This is a genomic window from Ruminococcus sp. N15.MGS-57 (assembly GCF_000980385.1).
Classification (GTDB): domain Bacteria; phylum Bacillota; class Clostridia; order Oscillospirales; family Ruminococcaceae; genus Hominimerdicola; species Hominimerdicola aceti.
In genome coordinates, this window is record NZ_LARF01000091.1 from 1 (window position 1) to 1,815 (window position 1,815).

The 1,815-nt window shown below is 53.7% G+C and carries 2 protein-coding genes; one reads left to right on the forward strand and one right to left on the reverse strand.

The features are described from left to right. Window positions 1-46: 46 nt before the first annotated feature. On the reverse strand, window positions 47-739 hold the full coding sequence (locus WS40_RS10450) for a response regulator transcription factor (RefSeq protein ID WP_046442134.1): 693 nt from the start codon (window positions 737-739) through the stop codon (window positions 47-49). A 217-nt stretch (window positions 740-956) separates the two neighbouring features. Between WS40_RS10450 and WS40_RS10455 the strand changes: the two genes are divergently transcribed. After that, window positions 957-1,745, forward strand: a complete 789-nt coding sequence (locus WS40_RS10455) for a choice-of-anchor J domain-containing protein (protein ID WP_046442169.1) — start codon at window positions 957-959, stop codon at window positions 1,743-1,745. The last annotated feature ends 70 nt before the right edge of the window (window positions 1,746-1,815 follow it).

Consider the following 1,815-nt stretch of genomic DNA (forward strand, 5'->3'; position numbering starts at 1 on the left):
ATTGCCACCCGGCCAAACAGCCGCTTTACCGAGAGGTTTTGAAACTTCATTTTGCCTCGCCTCCCGTCCATTGATAGCCCATGCCGTAAACGGTCTTGATGTAGGGTGCGTCGCCGTCGGATTCAATCTTGCTGCGAATCCGGCTGATGGAGGTTGTCAGGGTGTGTTCGTCTACAAACCGCTCGTCTATATCCCACAGCTTTTCCAAAAGCTGCCCACGGGTCAGCACTTGCCGGGGATTTTTACGGAACAGGTTCAGCATTTTGTACTCCATCGGGGATAGGGTCAGGGGCTTGCCGTTTAAGGAAGCCGTCTGCTCCGAGAAGTCCAGAAACAGCCGCCCGTCGTCGTAAATGTCCTTGGCCGGTTTGTGGTGTTCCAGCATGGCGAACATGGCTTTGATTTTCCGCTGCAAGGCCCCGATCACAAAGGGCTTTGTGATGTAGTCCACCGCGCCCACCTCATAGCCCCGTATCTGGTCGCTCTCCTGATCGTTGGCGGTCAGGAATATTACGATGGTGTCCGGGTGCTGGGGCTTTATCAGCTTGCACAGTTCAAAACCGTTCCCGTCCGGCAGGTTGATGTCCAGCAGCACTAAATCAAATTCCCGCTGGCGGATGGCTTCGGCTGCGGTTCTGGCATTTAGGGCAGAAGTCACGCCGTAGCCGTCTGCGGTCAGGTTATAGTCTAACATCTTATTCAAAAAACTGTCGTCCTCGACAATTAAAATCTGCTCCATATTCTCACTTCCTTTGCTTTTTGCAGATAGTATAACAGGCAAATGTCCGAGAATTGTTACAAGGACAAATATATTTATCATTTTACAGCTTTTTTATGTGTACTGCAATTTTATAAAAGAAAGGACAGCAGTATCATCAAATTGCTGTCCTTGCGGTTTATTATAGCTGGTAGTGTATAAGCGTGGGTTCATCATATTTGGTGTGGTATCTTTAACTATGGGAAACTCCGGCGGCACTGCCGGCGACACCGTGACCCTGACCACCACCGCCTCCGACGGCGGTACCGTGGCCCCCGCCGGTCAGACCACCTATGTCTCCGGCCAGGCCGTGGACGTTACCTTCACCCCGGACCAGGGCTATCAGCTGGCCTCCGTGAAGGTCAACGGCCGCACCGCCTCCGTTACCGGCAATGTCCTGACCCTGACCATGGACCAGAGCTACGCCGTTTCCGTCGTATTTGAGAAGATCCCCGATGTCCCCACCGTGATGTTCGAGAACGACTTCGAGTCCGTCACCGGCGACAGCTTCCCCTTCCACGGCTGGACCCTCAAGGGCGTCAACCCCAACGGCTACACCTGGAAGCAGTATACCTATTACAACTGGAAGAGCCTGGGCAACGACACCAAGCACGCCTATATCTCCGATGACTGGAACGGCGGCGCGCAGGACGAGTATCTGATCTCCCCGGCGGTGAATCTGACCGGCAAGGAAGCAACCCTGTCCTTCGACTATGGCTACGGCTACTACGGAGCACAGAACAAGACCTACACAGCCACCGTGGAGGTATCCACTGACGGCGGCCAGACCTGGACCGCTCTGTGGAACTTCTTCGACAGCTACAATGGCGAGAAGTCCGGCGTTGTTTCCGGACGCAAGGAGCTGGCTATCCCGGCCCAGTATGCAGTGGACGGCGTTCAGTTCGCCTTCCATTATGTGAATCCCACTCACGAAACCGGTCCTCTGGCCGTGGACAACGTCAAGCTCACCGTTCCCCGTTTCCCTTAATTAAAGATATTGTTTGGTAAAAAAGAAAGGTCAGTCGATTTTGCCGATGAAGCGGTAGTAGATTTCTACT

Bases quoted from the DNA above. Each gene is read 5' to 3' on its own strand.
- WS40_RS10455 (WP_046442169.1), top strand. From the start codon at position 957: ATGGGAAACTCCGGCGGCACTGCCGGCGACACCGTGACCCTGACCACC.
- WS40_RS10450 (WP_046442134.1), bottom strand. From the start codon at position 739: ATGGAGCAGATTTTAATTGTCGAGGACGACAGTTTTTTGAATAAGATG.